Genomic DNA, 14,937 nt, shown 5'->3' on the forward strand with positions numbered 1-14,937 from the left:
TTTAATCGGCGCGCCGGCTCAGCCAGGCGTGCAATTCAGGAAAATGGTCAATCGCCAGTAGCGGCTCGAACGCCTTGAGTGCTTCGATGGACTGCGCACCGTAGCTGACAGCCACCGAACCCATGCCGGCATTGCGCGCCATCTGCAGGTCGAACGAAGAATCCCCCACCATCAACGCCTGCGCAGGCTGCACCCCACAATGAGCCAGTATCTGCTCGAGCATCAGCGGGTGCGGCTTGCTGGCCGTCTCATCGGCGGCACGGGTGATATCGAAATAATCGTCCCAACCATGGGCCTTCAATACCCGATCCAGCCCGCGACGGGCCTTGCCGGTCGCGACCGCCAAGCGATAACCCTCGCCCTTCAAGGTTTCAAGGGTATGAACCACGCCCTCGAACAACGGCGAAGGCTCGGCCTCCAGCGCAATGTAGTGATCGGCATAGTGCTGGCGAAAAACCACCAGCTCATCGTCGTCGATCTCCGGGTACAAACTGCGAATCGCTTCCGGCAATCCCAAGCCGATGATGCCCTTCACCGCAAAATCGTCGCATCGGGCAAAACCCGAGCGATCCGATGCGACATGCATCGACTCCACGATCCGACCGATGGAATTGGCAAGAGTGCCGTCCCAATCGAAGATCAGCAATTTGTAGTCAGGATGCACTCAACCGCTCCACGGTCTTGGCCCACATGTCATCCACCGGAGCCTGCAATTTCAGCTCGCCGCCATCGGGCAGCGGCACGGTGAGCATATAGGCGTGGAGAAACAGGCGTTTGCCGCCCAAGTCGCGGATTTCCTTGGTGAAATCGTCATCGCCGTATTTGCTGTCACCGGCGATGCAGTGGCCGGCGTGCAGGGTATGGACACGAATCTGATGCGTGCGCCCGGTCACAGGCTTGGCCTCGACCAAGGTGGCGAAGTCGTCGAAACGGCGCAATACCTTGAACACCGTCAGCGCCTCCTTGCCCTCCTCATTGACTTCGACCATGCGCTCGCCGGAACGCAAGTTGCTCTTGAGCAGCGGCGCACGCACTTGCTTGATGGAGGTTTCCCAGCGGCCACGCACCAGCGCCATGTAGCGCTTGTCGACGCCATCGCCGCGCAATTGCTCGTGCAGATGGCGCAACATGCTGCGTTTCTTGGCGATCATCAGCAGGCCGGAAGTGTCGCGGTCGAGGCGATGGACCAGTTCCAGCTCCTTGGCGTCCGGACGCAACTGACGAAAGGCTTCGATCACACCGAAATTCAGGCCGCTGCCGCCGTGAACCGCAATGCCCGCGGGCTTGTTGATCACGATCAGGGCCTTGTCTTCGTAAACGATCGAGGCTTCAAGGCGTTGCAACAATCCCTGGGCCAAGGGCACCGGCTCATCGCGCTCGGGCACGCGAACCGGCGGCACGCGCACGATATCACCGGCCTGGAGCTTGTATTCGGGCTTGATCCGACCTTTGTTCACACGCACTTCGCCTTTGCGCAAAATGCGGTAGATCAAGGTCTTGGGCACGCCTTTGAGCCGGGCCAGCAGGAAATTATCGATTCTTTGGCCGGCATATTCCGGCGAGACCTCCAGCAGTTGAACGCCAGGGGTCGAAGGGGCGGTAGTTGTCATGGCGGCGATCATAACAATTTTTTATGGAATTGAAGCACTTAATCATTGCTGCTATAGTCGCGAACGCCGCCAAAAGTGGCTGGACAGTGGACCAGCGGTCAAAAACCGGCCCTGACCAACGCAATTCACGAGGACGAGAGGCCGTCCTACGGGGCTTTCGCTACGTAACGGTAGAGTTTTCAGGTGTAACGAGCGCAGGTGACATGAGGCCTGAAATACGCCGCAAAGCAGAGTTTTGACTCGCCTTGCGCGCCACATTCACGGCCAGTTCACAAAGTGCAGTCAGCTGCGAACGACCCCGAGCGAGAGCTTCGGAAACAACGCCTAAATTAGCCATGATGCGTGACCTCCCCTTCCGGAGCTCACGGTAAATGCCAACCCGCTGCGGATTCTGCGCGCGGCAGCACCCGAATTATCAGGGATACGTGTAGGGTGGAGACGTACAACCGTCGGACTGTGTAGCACTAGGCTTATATTTAGACGCTTCATCTCGTCCACAGACGCCGGTTGATTCCTCCTCCTGACTGAGTGCTTGAGTACCAGCAAGCAGGACGCGTCCGTCGCGACTTCGCCATCATTGGGCCGAACTCGCTGGACACTGGAATGGCCTCGCCATCTCCAGGACGCACCTGACACCGACCGTGAGAAGTCGTGTGTGCCGAACGCCGTTTCCGGCAGCCCGGAAACCGACGGTACTACATGAAAAGAATGCTGATTAACGCAACTCAACCCGAAGAGTTGCGTGTTGCACTGGTAGACGGCCAGCGCCTCTACGACCTGGATATCGAATCCGGTGCACGCGAGCAGAAGAAGGCCAACATCTATAAAGGCCGGATTACTCGCATCGAACCAAGCCTTGAGGCTGCCTTTGTCGATTTCGGCTCCGAGCGCCATGGCTTCCTGCCCCTCAAAGAAATCTCCCGCGAATACTTCAAGAAGGCCCCTGAAGGCCGCGTCAACATCAAGGACGTCCTGAGCGAAGGCCAGGAAGTCATTGTCCAGGTGGAAAAAGAAGAACGTGGCAACAAGGGCGCTGCCCTGACCACCTTCATCAGCCTGGCCGGCCGTTACCTGGTCCTGATGCCGAACAACCCGCGTGCCGGCGGCATCTCCCGCCGCATCGAAGGCGAAGAGCGCAACGAACTGCGCGAGGCCCTCAACGGCCTGGTCGCGCCAGCCGACATGGGCTTGATCGTGCGCACTGCCGGCCTGGGCCGCAGCAGCGAAGAAATGCAGTGGGACCTCGACTACCTGCTGCAACTGTGGACCGCCATCAAAGAAGCCTCGCTGGATCGTTCCGCGCCGTTCCTGATCTACCAGGAAAGCAACGTGATCATCCGCGCCATCCGCGATTACCTGCGCCAGGACATCGGCGAAGTGCTGATCGACAGCGTCGAAGCCCAGGATGAAGCCCTGACCTTCATTCGCCAGGTGATGCCGCAGTACGCCAGCAAGATCAAGCTCTACGAAGACAGCGTTCCGCTGTTCAACCGTTTCCAGATCGAAAGCCAGATCGAGACCGCCTTCCAGCGCGTCGTCGAACTGCCGTCCGGCGGCTCCATCGTCATCGATCCGACCGAAGCCCTGGTGTCCATCGACATCAACTCGGCCCGCGCCACCAAAGGCAGCGACATCGAAGAAACCGCCCTGCAGACCAACCTTGAAGCGGCTGAGGAAATCGCCCGTCAGTTGCGCCTGCGCGACATCGGCGGCCTGATCGTCATCGACTTCATCGACATGACCCCGGCCAAGAACCAGCGCGCCGTGGAAGAAAAGGTCCGTGAATGCCTGGAAGCCGACCGCGCCCGCGTACAGGTCGGTCGCATCTCGCGCTTCGGCCTGCTGGAAATGTCCCGTCAGCGCCTGCGTCCATCCCTGGGCGAAAGCAGCGGCATCGTTTGCCCGCGTTGCAACGGCACCGGCATCATCCGTGACGTCGAGTCGCTGTCCCTGGCGATCCTGCGCCTGATCGAAGAAGAAGCCCTGAAAGACCGCACCGCCGAAGTTCGCGCCCAGGTGCCGATCCCGGTAGCCGCGTTCCTGCTCAACGAAAAACGCAACTCGATCACCAAGATCGAACTGCGCACCCGCGCCCGCATCGTCATCCTGCCGAACGATCACCTCGAGACACCGCACTTCGAAGTGCAGCGCCTGCGCGATGACAGCCCGGAAGCCCACACCAACCAGTCCAGCTACGAAATCGCTGCTGCCGCCGCCGAAGTGGAAGAAGTCCAGCCGGCCGCCGCCACTCGCACCCTGGTTCGCCAGGAAGCCGCGGTCAAGACTGCTCCGGCCCGCGCCAACGCTCCGGTTCCGACCGAAGTGGCCGCTCCGGTTGCCGCCCCGGCCGCAGCCCCCGAACCAAGCCTGTTCAAAGGCCTGGTGAAGTCGCTGGTCAGCCTGTTCGCCACCAAGGAAGAACCCGCTACCCCGGCCGTCGTCGCCAAACCTGCCGCTACCGAGCGTCCTGCCCGCAACGAAGAACGCCGCAACGGTCGCCAGCAGACCCGCAACCGCAACGGTCGTCGCGATGAAGAGCGCAAGCCTCGCGAAGAACGTGCACCGCGTGAAGAACGTGCGCCACGTGAGCCGCGTGAAGAACGCCAGCCGCGCGAAGCCCGTGAGGAAGCGCCAGCCGTAGCCCGCGAAGAACGCGCACCGCGTCCGCCGCGCGAAGAACGTCAGCCACGCGCACCGCGTGAAGACCGCAAGCCACGTGGCGAGCGCGAAGAACGTGTTCGTGAACTGCGCGAGCCACTGGATGCCGCTCCGGCTGTGGCTGCCGCCACCGCTGAAGAGCGTCCAGCCCGCCAGCCTCGTGAAGAACGCGCCCCGCGTCCTCCACGTGAAGAACGCCAGCCACGCGCCGAGCAGGCAGCCGCCGCTGCCAGCGAAGAAGAAGTGCTGAACGCCGAAGAGCAACTGCAGGAAGATGGCCAGGACACCGCCGAAGGCGATCGTCCACGCCGCCGCTCCCGTGGCCAGCGTCGTCGCAGCAACCGTCGTGAACGTCAGCGCGACGCCAACGGCAACGTGATCGAAGGTTCGGAAGAGTCCGAATCCACCGAGAACACCGAAGCGCCAAGCGCCGCGGACCTGGCCGCCGGCCTGGCCGTGACTGCGGCCGTTGCCAGCAGCGCGATCAGCGCCACGGCTGAAGCCCAGGCTCACGAACAAGCCGAACGTGCCACCGCTGCGGTGGAAAGCGCGCCGGTCGAAGCGCCAGTGATCGAAGCCACCACCCCGGTAGAAGCCACCGCCTCGCCAGAAGTGGAACTCGCACCGGCCCATGACGCCCAGCCTGAAGCCGAAGTCGCCGCCGAGCCTGCACCGGTCGTCGAGGCTCCAATCGTTGCTGCTGAACCGGTCGTCGAAGCACCGGCCGAGGAAAAGGCACCAGAGCCTGTCCGCGAAGAGCAGACTGCGTTCAACTGGGCCGCCGAGCCAGCCGCACCGGCACCTGTTGTCGAGCCTGAGCCGGCCCCAGAGCCCGTGAAAGCGGTCGAGCCAGAAGTGATCGCGCCTGCTCCAGTGGTCGAGGCGCCGGTGGTTACCGAAGCCCCTGCCCCGGTGGAAGAGCCTGCACCTGCCAGCGCCCTGACCGCGAATGGCCGTGCACCGAACGATCCACGTGAAGTGCGTCGTCGCAAGCGTGAAGCCGAGCGTCTGCAGAAGGAAGCCGAACAAGCTGCCGCTGCCGCCGCTCAAGCGCCTGCTGCCGAGCCAACTCCAGTCGTGGAAGAAGTCGCCGAGGCAACCCCTGCCCCGGTCGCCGAAACCCCGGTTGAATCAGCTCCGACGTTCGACGAACCTCAGCACACCACTGAAGAAATCGCGCCGCGTCACCCTGAAGCCCTGGAAAAAGAGCACGAGCCTAAACCTCACGCCTGATTCCACCGCCCAGTAAAAAGCCCCGCCTGGTAACCCCAGGCGGGGCTTTTTTATGCCTCATGACTTATCCACATAACTCTGCGGAAGCCGAGTCTTGGCACAAGGCATATCCGCTGAAGATCCAATGTGGGAGCGGGCTTGCTCGCGAAGGCTTGGGTACATCCAACATCTTCGCAAGCTGACACACCGATTCGCGAGCAAGCCCGCTCCCACAGGTATCTGCTGCATCGCTATTACTTGAAGACCAGTGCCTCTGGCACATCCACATCCCACGTCACGCCAGGGTCGTCCACCGGCACTTCGACCACTTGCGCCCCGGCAAACAACACCTTGGCCCCCCGATCGCCGGTCAATGCCATCAGTTTCGGCCCAAACCCACGACCGAATCCAACCGGATGCCCGTACTCACCGGCCAGGACCGGCACGCTGATGCCGTCCGCGCGAATCCCCGCCACCACCTGCTCGATGCTCGACGGCAAGATGAAGGGCATGTCGCCCAGCACCATCAGCCAGCCATCAAGCTCAGGGCAGGCCTGGACACCGGCGGCAATGCTGTCGCCCAAGCCAGGGGAGTCCAGCTCCACGAAATCGCAGCCATAGGCCTGGGCCATGCGAATGGCTTGCGGCCGGTCCTTGCGCGTCACCAGCACGCGCCTTTCCAGAAAGGCCGGCAGATTCACCAGCACGTGCTCGATCACCGAGCGCACGGCACCGTCACGCCCGATGCAATCGACGAGCAATTTATCCTTGCCAGGGCCTGCAATCCGGCGAAAGCGGCTGCCCGTTCCGGCCGCCAGGATGATCACGCCAATCGACTCGCTCATACGCCCTCCTTACCCACGGCTTACGGCGTTTTTTTCTGCCGCAGTTCCACGCCATTCTTGATGGCCACGATTTCGGCCAGCAGCGACAAGGCGATTTCCGCCGGGGTATGGCTGCCGATGTGCAAGCCGATCGGTCCGTGCAAGCGGCCAATCGCCTCCGCAGACAAGCCTAGCTGAGCCAGGTTGTCCCGGCGTTTCTGGCTGTTGACCCGCGAACCCAGGGCGCCGACATAAAACGCCTTGGAGTCCAGGGCCGTGAGCAACGCCATGTCGTCCAGGCGTGGATCATGGGTCAGCGCCACAATGGCCGTGCGCTCGTCGGTCTGGATGCTCAACACGGCTTCGTCGGGCATCCCCGAGACGAAGCGCCCATGCTGCTCCTCCCAACCATAGACGAACTCCTTGCGCGGATCGCAAATCAGCACTTCGAAGTCCAGCAGCCGGGCCATTTCCGCCACGTAGCGCGACAGTTGCCCGGCACCGATCAGCAGCAACCGCCAACGCGGACCGTAAATGGCCCGCAGCACCTGTCCATCGAACACCAGGGCGTCGGTCTTGCTGGCCGGGGTCAGGACCACGTTGCCGCTGGCGACCGTCAGTTCACGGGCAACAATTTCATGGGCTTCGCAGCGCTCCAGCAGTTCGGCGACCCACTGTGGATCGCCCACCCGCTCTTCGGTCAGGCGCAGGGTGCCGCCGCACGGCAGGCCGAAGCGCGCCGCTTCTTCGCGGGTGACGCCATAGGTGATCAGTTGCACCGGCGGACCGTCCGCCGGAATACGGCCGTCGTGCAGCCGGGCGATCAGGTCATCCTCGACACAACCGCCCGACACCGAACCGATCACCACGCCATCTTCGCGCAGGGCCAGCATCGCCCCCGGCGGCCGTGGCGCAGTGCCCCAGGTCTGGACCACGGTGAACAACACCACTCGCTGCCCGGCGCGGCGCCACTCGAGCACGCTGCGCAGGACATTCAGATCGACGCTGTCCATCAGGCCTTGGCCTGTTGCCAGCCTTGCAGCTGGTAACGCACAGGCAGGTTACGGATACGCTGGCCGGTGGCGGCGAAAATCGCGTTGCACAGGGCCGGCGCAATCGGCGGCACGCCCGGCTCGCCAACCCCCCCCAACGGTACCTCACCCGGCGGCGTGACCAGATGCACGGCCACTTCCTTGGGCGCCAGGGACATGCGCGCCACTTCGTACATATGGAAATTGTCCTGCTGCACCTTGCCGTCCTTGAAACTGATTTCGCCCACCATGGCATTGCCCAGGCCCATGACGCAGGCGCCTTCGAATTGGGAGCGGATGCGCTCGGGGTTGATCTGCGGGCCGCAGTCCACGGCGATGTCCGCCTTGTGCACGATCACCGTGCCATCGTCCTTGACCTCCACCTCGAGCACCGCCGCCACGTAGGTGACGAAGCTATAGTGCACCGCCAGCCCCAGGCCACGGCCCTTGGGCAGCTTCCGGCCCCAACCGGCGGCCTTCGCGGCGGTTTCCAGCACCGTGCGGATCCGCGCCGTATCAATCGGGTAACGCTCGGGGGATTCGCCGTAGTTCCATTCTTCGCTCAAGGTACGCGGATCGATCTTACGGTCCGGCCCGAGCAATTTGACCTGGTACTTCAGCGGATCCTGGCCGGCTTTATGGGCCAGTTCGTCAATAAAGCTCTGGATTGCGAAACCGTGAGGAATGTTCGACACCGAGCGATACCAGCCCACCCGGGCATGGGCCACCGCTTCGGGGTTTTCCAGGCGCAGGTTGGGAATGGCGTAGGCCATGTTGGTCACGCCCATGCCTATTTCGAACGGCGCCTCATGCGTCATGCCCGGTGCAAACAGTGCCGTGATGCTCGGCGCTACGGTGCGGTGCAGCCAACCGGACGGCATGCCGTCCTGGTTCAGGCCGGCCTTGAGGTATTCGGCCGATACAGTATGGAAATACGAGTGATGAATGTCGTCCTCGCGGGTCCATTGCACCCGTACTGCCTGGCCGGGAAACTCCTTGGCGAGGACCGCCGCCTCGACGACAAAGTCGGGTTTCGACTTGCGTCCGAAACCGCCGCCCAGCAACGTGATGTTCACCGTGACCTTCTCGAAAGGAATACCCAGGCGTTCGGCGACACGTTCACGGGTCACCTGCGGTGCCTGGCTCGGCGCCCAAGCCTCGCATTGGCCGTCCTTGAACCGGGCGACGGCAACCATCGGTTCCATGGGGGACTGGGACAGGTGCGGCAAGTAATACGACGCCTCCAACGTCGAATCAGCCTTGGCCAGCGCATCGTCGAGGTCACCGCTGCTGCGCACGACTTTTCCAGGCTTGAGGGCGGCCGCTTCCAGTTCCTTGCGATAGGCAATGGAGTCATAACCGGCATTCGGGCCGTCGTCCCACTGAATTTTCAGCGCCTCGCGGCCCTTGATCGCCGCCCAGGTGTTCTTCGCCACCACCGCTACGCCGCCCAACGGCTGGAATTCCGAGGGCAGCGGACGTCCCTCTATCTGGACCACCTTGACCACGCCCGGTACCTTCAGCGCCGCGCCGCTGTCCACGCTCTTGACCTTGCCGCCATAGACCGGCGGACGCGCGATGACCGCATAGAGCATGCCATCGAAATGCACATCGGCACCAAACACCGCACGACCGTTGACGATGTCCGCGCCATCGATGGCCCGGCTCGCTTCCTTGCCAATGTAGCGGAACTCGGATGGCGGTTTGAGACGCAAGCTGTCACGGGGCGGCACCGGCAAGGCACTGGCGGCGGCGGCCAACTCTCCATAGCCCAGTTCACGTCCCGACGGCTGGTGCAGCACTTTGTGCAGTTGGGCACGGCATTCACCCACCGGGACCTTCCACTGTGCGGCAGCGGCCAGTTCCAGCATGGTCCGGGCGGCAGCCCCGCAACGGCGCATCGGCTCGTACCAGTGACGCATGCTGCGCGAACCGTCGGTGTCCTGATTGCCGAAACGCGCCTCATCGGCCGGCGCCTGCTTGACCTTGACGAGCGTCCAGTCAGCGTCCAGTTCGTCGGCGACCACCATGCTCAGGCTGGTGCGCACGCCCTGGCCCATTTCCGAACGGTTGCAGATCACGGTCACGCTGCCATCGCTGGCAATGCTGACGTACACCTTCGGGTCGTCGATCGCGCCGTGGGGCATGCCCTCGGCGCCGAATTTCTTTTCCTCGGCAAAGGCATCCGGCAGGCCCCACGTGGCCGCCAGCACCAGCACGCCGGTAGCACTCGCCCCCTTGAGGAAACCACGGCGGCTGAGGTTGCTCAGCACGAAATCATCGGGCAAGCGGCTCATGCCTTGGCCTCCTTCAGGTGAGTGGAAGCCTGGCGGATCGCGGTCTTTATCCGGTTATACGTGCCGCAGCGGCAGATGTTGCCGACCATGGCTTCTTCGATCTGCTCATCGCTCGGGTTGGGGTTGGTCTTGAGCAATGCGGTGGCGGACATGATCTGTCCGCCCTGGCAGTAACCGCACTGAGCCACCGCCGTATCGAGCCAGGCCTTCTGGACGATTTGCCCGACCGGGTCGGCATGAAGCCCGTCGATGGTGCTGACGTCCTGCCCTTTCACCGAGCCGATGGGTGTGATGCAACTGCGCGCCGGGGCGCCGTCGATGTGGATGGTGCAGGCGCCACACAGGCCCAGGCCACAGCCGAACTTGGTGCCGTTGTAACCGGCCACATCCCGGATAGCCCACAGCAGCGGCATGTCCTCGGTCACATCCAGTTGATGGTCTTTTCCATTGAGTTTCAGGGTAATCATGGGCACGCCCGCATAGTGATCGAGTTATGGGGTCGAGCAATCTGCCGCTTAGGTAACAGGTCGGTTGTCGCAGACTGGCTCAGGCTGATCGGGCTCTCTTATGCAGGCGCACGCAGGCGTCTGCATCGGGCCTTTAGGATGCGATGATCGCATCGTTAGCAAACTAAATTAACCCAGGATCAAGCAAAACGCCCTGCACAATCCTGCACAAATGATCTGTGCGTGATTGTGGCAGGGCGTTGTTCAGTTGATCGCGAGCAAGCTTTGCTCCCACCGCGCTCAGTACCGATTGGGCTCCATTTCCAGCTCGACCTGGAAACGTTCGGCAATGTCTTTCTGGATCCGCAGGGCCAGGTCCAACAGTTGCGGGCCCGTGGCATTGCCGTAGTTGACCAGCACCAACGCCTGCAACTTGTGCACCCCGGCATCCCCCTCGCGAAAGCCCTTCCAGCCGGCCCGTTCGATCAGCCAGCCGGCGGCGATCTTCATCTGTCCTCCAGGCTGTGGATAAGCCACAAGATCAGGGTATTGCTGCTTGAGATACGTTACGTGCGTGGCCGGCACCAGCGGGTTCTTGAAGAAGCTGCCGGCATTGCCCAGCACGGCCGGGTCGGGGAGTTTTTCGCTGCGGATGCTGCAAATGGCCCGGCTCACATCCGTGGGCGTCGGCTGATCGATGCCCTGTTCGGTCAACCGCTGGCGGACCGGGCCGTACTCCAGGTGCAGGTGTGCGGCGCGGCTGAGGGCAAAGCGCACCCGCAGGATCAACCAGCGACCCGCTTGCTGTTTGAACAGACTGTCGCGATAAGCAAACCGACAGTCTTCAAGGGTGAAATCCCTCAGCTCACCGGTCTGGCGATCCAGCGCAGTGAGGCCGGCGAAGACATCCTTGATCTCCACACCGTAGGCGCCGATGTTTTGCATCGGTGCCGCGCCTACGGTACCGGGAATCAGGCTGAGATTCTCCAGGCCCGACCAGCCTTGCGCCAGCGTATGTTGGACGAAGGGATGCCAGGGTTCCCCGGCTTCGGCCTCGATCACCACCCGTTCGCCATCATCGCTGAGCAGTCGGATCCCCTGGCTGGCCATGCGCAGCACCAAGGCGTCGATGTCGCCGGTCAGCAGCAGGTTGCTGCCGCCGCCGATCACCAGCAGCGGCACGGCATGCTCGCGGGCATAAGCCAGCGCCTGGCGGACATCCTCATCGTCGTGGGCTTCGGCGAACAACCGGGCGCTAACGTCCACGCCAAAACTGTTGAAGGGTTTGAGGCTGACGCCCGCCCGTACCTGCCAGGTCATAACCGCCCCTTCAATTCGATCACCAGGCGATCGGTGGCCCGCTCGATCAAGTCCAACACCTGCTCGAAGCCCTGCTCGCCGTCGTAGTACGGGTCCGGCACGTCATCGAGTTCAGCTTCGTAGCGCCGCAGGAACAGATCCAGCTCGGCCTTGGCATTGGCCGGTTGCAGGGCCTGGAGATTGCGCAGGTTGCTGCTGTCCATCGCCAGGATCAGGTCATAGGCGGCGAAATCGGCGCGCGTCACCTGTTGCGCGCGCTGGGCCGACAGGTCGTAGCCACGCTTCAAGGCCGCCGCCTGGCTGCGCTTGTCCGGGGCCTTGCCGACATGCCAGTCACCAGTGCCGGCGGAAGCGACTTCCACCTGCCCGGCCAGCCCGGCCTCTCGCAACTTGTGGCGCAAGATGCCTTCGGCGGTGGGAGAGCGGCAGATATTGCCGAGACAGACGAACAGAACCCGCATCAGGCCTCCAGCAGGCGACGAACGCGCTCGAGGTCTTCGGCGGTGTCGACACCGGTCGGCGGGGCCACCAACGCATCGGCGACGTGGATCCGCACGCCATGCCACAGTGCTCGCAGCTGTTCCAGGGCTTCAGTGTTTTCCAGCCAGCACGGGCCCCAGGCGACGAAGTCCTGAAGGAAGCCGGCGCGGTAGGCGTAGATGCCGATGTGACGACGGTACGGCACGCCTTGCGGCATCACGTCGCGACTTTGGGCGAATGCATCCCGCGCCCAGGGCAACGTCGCACGGCTGAAGGTCAACGCCAGGCCATTAATGTCGCTGACCACCTTGACCACGTTGGGGTTGAACAGGGTCTGCACATCCTCGATCGGCTCAGCCAGGGTGGCCATGCGCGCTTCGGTGTGGGCCGCGAGGTTGGCGGCGACCTGATCGATCACGCTCGGCGGGATCAACGGCTCGTCACCTTGTACATTGACCACAATCGCGTCGGCGGCAAGACCGAGCTTCGCCGCGACCTCCGCCAGGCGATCGGTACCGGAATTATGGTCTTCGCGCGTCAGCACGACCTCGGCGCCAAAGCCTTTGCAGGCCTCGACGATGCGCGCATCGTCAGTCGCCACCACCACGCGCTGGGCGCTGCTTTTACTGGCTTGCTCCCAGACATGCTGGATCATCGGCTTGCCGGCGATCGACAGCAACGGCTTGCCGGGCAGGCGCGTCGAGGCGAAGCGCGACGGAATGACAACGGTAAAGGCGGTGGTCATTTATCCAGGCGCTCGTCGGTAGTCAGGGTGCGGGCTTCGCTTTCGAGCATCACCGGGATGCCGTCGCGAATCGGGTAGGCCAGGCCGGCACCCTTGCTGATCAGTTCGGTCTTGTCCGCGCTGAGCTTGAGCGGACCTTTGCAGACCGGGCAGGCCAGAATATCGAGCAGTTTGGTGTCCATGGAATTCCCCTGGGTAAAAGGTGTTAAGGCAAGAGCCGATCCGGCAACAGGCGCATCAACTGCGTATCGAACCAGGCTGCGAAGGCCGGCGACGGCGCGGCGTCCACCGCCAGGTACCACCAGTCGGGCGCGGCGAAGGCACGGCATTTGACCGCGTCTTTTTCCGTCATGACCACCGGCAGGGATGGCATGAAGTTCAAGGCTTGGGCGCTGTATTCGGCATGGTCGGCAAACCCGTGCGGTATTGGCCGCCAGTGTAGCGTTTCGAGGGTCTTGAAGAAACGCTGGGGGTTGCCGATGCCGGCCACGGCGTGCAGGGCTTGGCCGGGTGGAAAATGGTCGAGGGGGCGGCGTTCGCCACTGGCCAGGTTCACCAGTTCGGTGGGGCGCAATTGGAAGGCGAAGCCATCTTCGCGGTCGGCACTGGCGCCGTTGTACAGCACGGCATCGACCGATTGCAGGCGCTCGACCGGCTCGCGCAATGGCCCGGCGGGCAGGCAACGCCGGTTGCCCAGGCCCCGGGCGCTATCGATCAGCACCAGCTCAAGGTCCCGGGCCAGCCGATAATGCTGCATGCCGTCGTCGGACAGGATCAGGTCCAGCGGCTCGGCCTCCAGCAGCGCCTGGACCGCGCGGCTACGGTCGGGGTCGATCATCAACGGCACGCCCGTGCGCTGGACGATCAACAGCGGCTCGTCTCCCGCGACATCGGCGCCCTGCTCGGCCGCGACCCGCCACGGCAGTTGCGGCGGCTTGGCGCCATAACCCCGGCTGACCACCCCGACTCGCAAGCCACTGCGCTGGCAGTGCTGGATCAGCCACAGGATCAACGGCGTCTTGCCAGTGCCACCCACGGTGATATTGCCCACCACCACCAACGGCACCGGGGGCTGGTAGATCTGGCCTTCACCCGCGAGGAAACGCTCGCGCTTGCCCACCACCACCCGCCGGTACAACCACTCCAAGGGCCGTAGCAGGGTCAGGGCCGGGTGGCCCTCGTACCACGCGGCAAGCAATCGATCGGACATGGCCATCAGGGTGCGGGAGCCGCCTCGACCGTGGTCATGCGCAGATGGCTGAAACCGAGCTTGCCCGCCGCGTCCATGGCGGTGATCACCGATTGATGAGGGGTCTTGCCGTCGGCGCTGATGGACAGCGGCAGGTTGGTATCGCCGCCGGATTCTTTCTGCAGGGCCTCGATCAGGCTCGCCAGGTCGCTCTTGGGCAGCAACTGGTTATTCACCGAGAACGCCCCTTCGGCGCTGATGGTGACTTCCAGGTTCTTCAATTGCTGGTCTTCGGCCGGCGAGCCGCTGACGGCTTGCGGCAATTCAACCTTGAGCTGGGTTTCCCGGGTGAACGTGGTGGTCACGACGAAAAACAGCAGCAGGATGAACACCACGTCGATCAGCGAGGCGAGGTTGATCTCGATGTTTTCCCGTGGCTTGCGGCGGAATTTCACTGCTTGCCCCCAGCCAGATCCACGTCACGGTCACCCTGCACCACCTCGACCAGCTTGATGGCTTCCTGCTCCATGCCAACGACCAACTCGTCGACGCGCCGTTGCAGGAACCGATGGAAGAACACCGCCGGAATACCCACCATCAGGCCGGCGGCGGTGGTGATCAGGGCCTTGGAAATCCCCCCGGCCAGCACCGCGGCGTTAGTGCTCATGCCAGAGCCGGTAAACGCGCTGAAGATGTCGATCATGCCCAGCACCGTCCCCAGCAGGCCCAGCAGCGGGGACATGGCAGCGATGGTGCCCAGGGCGTTGATATAGCGCTCCAGTTCATGGATGACCCGGGCGGCGGCTTCCTCGATGCACTCCTTCATGATCTCGCGACCATGCTTGGAGTTCGCCAGGCCCGCGGCGAGGATTTCCCCCAGCGGCGAACTGGCCCGCAGCTCCTTGAGCTTGTCCTTGTTCAGCTGCTTGTCCTTGATCCAGACCCAGACCTGCCCGAGCAGATGCTCCGGAGTCACGCGGCTGGCCCGCAGGGTCCACAGGCGTTCGGCAACGATACCCAGTGCCGCGATGGAACTCAGAATGATCGGCAACATCATCCAGCCGCCGGATTTGACCAATTCCCACACAGTGACTGCCCCCTCGAAAAAGTGCGCCACTTTATCAC

Annotated in this window: 14 protein-coding genes; 1 reads left to right on the forward strand and 13 read right to left on the reverse strand. The window is 63.2% G+C overall.

Annotation, left to right across the window (positions count from 1 at the left end; translation table 11 throughout):
• Position 1 precedes the first annotated feature (1 nt).
• Entirely contained in the window at positions 2–664 is a 663-nt protein-coding gene (locus BT125_RS09335) for an HAD-IA family hydrolase (RefSeq protein ID WP_072406330.1), read from the reverse strand.
• Positions 654–1,610: a 23S rRNA pseudouridine(955/2504/2580) synthase RluC gene (gene rluC / locus BT125_RS09340; RefSeq protein ID WP_060743156.1), complete on the reverse strand. Its 957-nt coding sequence runs from the start codon at positions 1,608–1,610 to the stop codon at positions 654–656. Before rluC ends, BT125_RS09335 begins: the two co-directional genes overlap by 11 nt.
• A gap of 699 nt (positions 1,611–2,309) precedes the next feature.
• Between rluC and rne the strand changes: the two genes are divergently transcribed.
• On the forward strand, positions 2,310–5,501 hold the full coding sequence (gene rne / locus BT125_RS09345; RefSeq protein ID WP_371857797.1) for a ribonuclease E: 3,192 nt from the start codon (positions 2,310–2,312) through the stop codon (positions 5,499–5,501).
• A gap of 233 nt (positions 5,502–5,734) precedes the next feature.
• On the opposite strand, the gene BT125_RS09350 is transcribed toward rne, so the two are convergent.
• The 11 genes from BT125_RS09350 to BT125_RS09400 all read right to left on the reverse strand — a co-directional run bounded on the left by BT125_RS09350 (position 5,735) and on the right by BT125_RS09400 (position 14,899).
• Positions 5,735–6,325, reverse strand: coding sequence for a nucleotidyltransferase family protein (locus BT125_RS09350; protein ID WP_072406334.1), 591 nt, complete (start codon positions 6,323–6,325; stop codon positions 5,735–5,737).
• Between the two features lie 20 nt (positions 6,326–6,345).
• Positions 6,346–7,317, reverse strand: a complete 972-nt coding sequence (locus BT125_RS09355; protein WP_072406336.1) for an XdhC family protein — start codon at positions 7,315–7,317, stop codon at positions 6,346–6,348.
• Positions 7,317–9,632 carry a xanthine dehydrogenase family protein molybdopterin-binding subunit gene (locus tag BT125_RS09360; RefSeq protein ID WP_072406338.1) on the reverse strand — a complete coding sequence of 772 codons (2,316 nt, stop codon included), beginning with the start codon at positions 9,630–9,632 and terminating at the stop codon, positions 7,317–7,319. The genes BT125_RS09355 and BT125_RS09360 overlap by 1 nt, the downstream gene beginning before the upstream one ends.
• The gene (locus BT125_RS09365) at positions 9,629–10,099 is read right to left on the reverse strand and encodes a (2Fe-2S)-binding protein (RefSeq protein ID WP_060741221.1); all 471 of its coding nucleotides are present in this window, start codon (positions 10,097–10,099) and stop codon (positions 9,629–9,631) included. The genes BT125_RS09360 and BT125_RS09365 overlap by 4 nt, the downstream gene beginning before the upstream one ends.
• A gap of 279 nt (positions 10,100–10,378) precedes the next feature.
• Positions 10,379–11,398, reverse strand: coding sequence for a UDP-N-acetylmuramate dehydrogenase (gene murB / locus BT125_RS09370; RefSeq protein WP_072406340.1), 1,020 nt, complete (start codon positions 11,396–11,398; stop codon positions 10,379–10,381).
• On the reverse strand, positions 11,395–11,859 hold the full coding sequence (locus tag BT125_RS09375; RefSeq protein WP_072406342.1) for a low molecular weight protein-tyrosine-phosphatase: 465 nt from the start codon (positions 11,857–11,859) through the stop codon (positions 11,395–11,397). Before BT125_RS09375 ends, murB begins: the two co-directional genes overlap by 4 nt.
• Entirely contained in the window at positions 11,859–12,623 is a 765-nt protein-coding gene (gene kdsB, locus BT125_RS09380; protein ID WP_072406344.1) for a 3-deoxy-manno-octulosonate cytidylyltransferase, read from the reverse strand. The genes BT125_RS09375 and kdsB overlap by 1 nt, the downstream gene beginning before the upstream one ends.
• Positions 12,620–12,805 carry a Trm112 family protein gene (locus BT125_RS09385; RefSeq protein ID WP_003179363.1) on the reverse strand — a complete coding sequence of 62 codons (186 nt, stop codon included), beginning with the start codon at positions 12,803–12,805 and terminating at the stop codon, positions 12,620–12,622. The genes kdsB and BT125_RS09385 overlap by 4 nt, the downstream gene beginning before the upstream one ends.
• A gap of 23 nt (positions 12,806–12,828) precedes the next feature.
• Entirely contained in the window at positions 12,829–13,839 is a 1,011-nt protein-coding gene (gene lpxK / locus BT125_RS09390; RefSeq protein ID WP_072406346.1) for a tetraacyldisaccharide 4'-kinase, read from the reverse strand.
• Positions 13,839–14,267 (reverse strand): ExbD/TolR family protein, encoded by a 429-nt coding sequence (locus tag BT125_RS09395; protein ID WP_053123850.1) that lies wholly within the window; start codon positions 14,265–14,267, stop codon positions 13,839–13,841. Before BT125_RS09395 ends, lpxK begins: the two co-directional genes overlap by 1 nt.
• The gene (locus BT125_RS09400) at positions 14,264–14,899 is read right to left on the reverse strand and encodes a MotA/TolQ/ExbB proton channel family protein (RefSeq protein ID WP_170866818.1); all 636 of its coding nucleotides are present in this window, start codon (positions 14,897–14,899) and stop codon (positions 14,264–14,266) included. Before BT125_RS09400 ends, BT125_RS09395 begins: the two co-directional genes overlap by 4 nt.
• Positions 14,900–14,937 lie beyond the last annotated feature (38 nt).

Origin of the sequence: Pseudomonas sp. NFACC04-2, assembly GCF_900119265.1 — a bacterium.
Lineage (GTDB): Bacteria > Pseudomonadota > Gammaproteobacteria > Pseudomonadales > Pseudomonadaceae > Aquipseudomonas > Aquipseudomonas fluorescens_AA.

Coding starts and splice junctions, on each gene's coding strand:
- BT125_RS09350 (WP_072406334.1), bottom strand. CDS start 6,325: ATGAGCGAGTCGATTGGCGTGATCATCCTGGCGGCCGGAACGGGCAGC.
- lpxK (WP_072406346.1), bottom strand. CDS start 13,839: ATGGCCATGTCCGATCGATTGCTTGCCGCGTGGTACGAGGGCCACCCG.
- rluC (WP_060743156.1), bottom strand. CDS start 1,610: ATGACAACTACCGCCCCTTCGACCCCTGGCGTTCAACTGCTGGAGGTC.
- rne (WP_371857797.1), top strand. CDS start 2,310: ATGAAAAGAATGCTGATTAACGCAACTCAACCCGAAGAGTTGCGTGTT.
- BT125_RS09375 (WP_072406342.1), bottom strand. CDS start 11,859: ATGCGGGTTCTGTTCGTCTGTCTCGGCAATATCTGCCGCTCTCCCACC.
- kdsB (WP_072406344.1), bottom strand. CDS start 12,623: ATGACCACCGCCTTTACCGTTGTCATTCCGTCGCGCTTCGCCTCGACG.
- BT125_RS09385 (WP_003179363.1), bottom strand. CDS start 12,805: ATGGACACCAAACTGCTCGATATTCTGGCCTGCCCGGTCTGCAAAGGT.
- murB (WP_072406340.1), bottom strand. CDS start 11,398: ATGACCTGGCAGGTACGGGCGGGCGTCAGCCTCAAACCCTTCAACAGT.
- BT125_RS09360 (WP_072406338.1), bottom strand. CDS start 9,632: ATGAGCCGCTTGCCCGATGATTTCGTGCTGAGCAACCTCAGCCGCCGT.
- BT125_RS09365 (WP_060741221.1), bottom strand. CDS start 10,099: ATGATTACCCTGAAACTCAATGGAAAAGACCATCAACTGGATGTGACC.
- BT125_RS09355 (WP_072406336.1), bottom strand. CDS start 7,317: ATGGACAGCGTCGATCTGAATGTCCTGCGCAGCGTGCTCGAGTGGCGC.